Annotated in this window: 2 protein-coding genes and 1 riboswitch; both genes read right to left on the bottom strand. The window is 61.6% G+C overall.

The features are described from left to right. Nucleotides 1–200 precede the first annotated feature (200 nt). Nucleotides 201–434, bottom strand: coding sequence for a hypothetical protein (locus VMP31_RS09925; protein ID WP_325506593.1), 234 nt, complete (start codon nt 432–434; stop codon nt 201–203). Between the two features lie 85 nt (nt 435–519). Next, nucleotides 520–652: riboswitch (cyclic di-AMP (ydaO/yuaA leader) on the bottom strand. Nucleotides 653–746: 94 nt separating this feature from the next. Beyond that, a partial coding sequence (locus tag VMP31_RS09930; protein ID WP_325506595.1) for a proton-conducting transporter membrane subunit occupies nt 747–1,223 on the bottom strand: 477 nt, incomplete at its 5' end.

Genomic DNA, 1,223 nt, shown 5'->3' on the forward strand with positions numbered 1-1,223 from the left:
CCAGTTGAGCAGCATGATTCGTCACTGCTGAGCTCCATGCTTATTGCCTGCTGATTGCGTGGTTCGTGTCTGCTCAGCTCTTTGAGTATTGCCTCCTGAGGTCCCTGTTCGGTCGCCACCTGCCGGGGACCAGCCCCAACGATCCAGGGTATTCGAAGGAGAGATGGCCTAGGCGACTCTTTATATGCTAATCAGAGATGTCAAGAATAATAGTATGAGGAGAGCTCAGTAGGAATCAGCGGTCCCAGGGCAACGGCCGGGATAAGGATGGCGACGAAGATGCTGGAAAGGTCGATTGCCGCGCGGGTGCTGGTCGCAGCGGCAACGAACAGCGCCGCGAGCAGCACGTTCTGGGACGTTTGGCCCATGAACCGCGCGGCGAAGTACAGCACCCTGGGCCGGGTCGGCACGGTTGGCTGGTTGACCGCCTGCACCTGTCTACCTCACGTGGTGTTCACCCGCGCACCGCAAATGCGGTGCGAGCATCGCACCAGGTTTGTTCGAGAGACTGATGAAAGGGCAGTCTCTCCCATTTGCCTACGGGGTTAGCTGACGGGTTCGGCGATGGGAGTCGCCTACGCGGTTGCCCGCGATACACCCCAGGTGTTGGGTCCCCCGTTCTCCCTACTGGGAGATTCGGCACGGCAGCGACACTGTATCAGTCTCCCGCTGGGATGTGATCCAGTTCACACTGCCTTAGCCATAGCATAGCAGTTCGTATGGGGCGCTGTGTCAAGAGAAAGACCTTACCGGTCGATGTCGGCGCCGACTTCGAACAGCGGACGTACGGCCTCGTCGGCCGCTTCGAAGACGGGGCGCGGGTAGACGCCGATGAAAACGACGCCAAGCATGAGGGCCGCCGTGACTCCCCAGAGCAGGGGCGGCACCCTGAAGCGCGTTACGCCCTCGGCGGGCTCGAACAGGTACATCCAGCGCATGACCCGCAGGTAGTAGTAGAGGCTGATGAAGCTGTTGAGCACGGCGATGCCGACGAGCCACAGTAGGGCGCCGCCGGCCGTGCTGGCCTGGAACATGAACAGCTTGGTGGCGAACCCGGCAAACAGGGGCAGGCCGGCGAACGAAAAGAGGGAGATGGTGATGACCATGGCGAGGAAGGGCTGGGTTTCGGCCATGCCGCGCATGCCTTCCAGCGTGTCCTTGCCCGTGCGGTTGTAGTACGCGATAGCGGCGCCGAACAGCGCCAGCGTGGAGCAGACGTAGCC

This window comes from Pseudomonas sp., assembly GCF_035512415.1.
Classification (GTDB): domain Bacteria; phylum Pseudomonadota; class Gammaproteobacteria; order Pseudomonadales; family Pseudomonadaceae; genus Aquipseudomonas.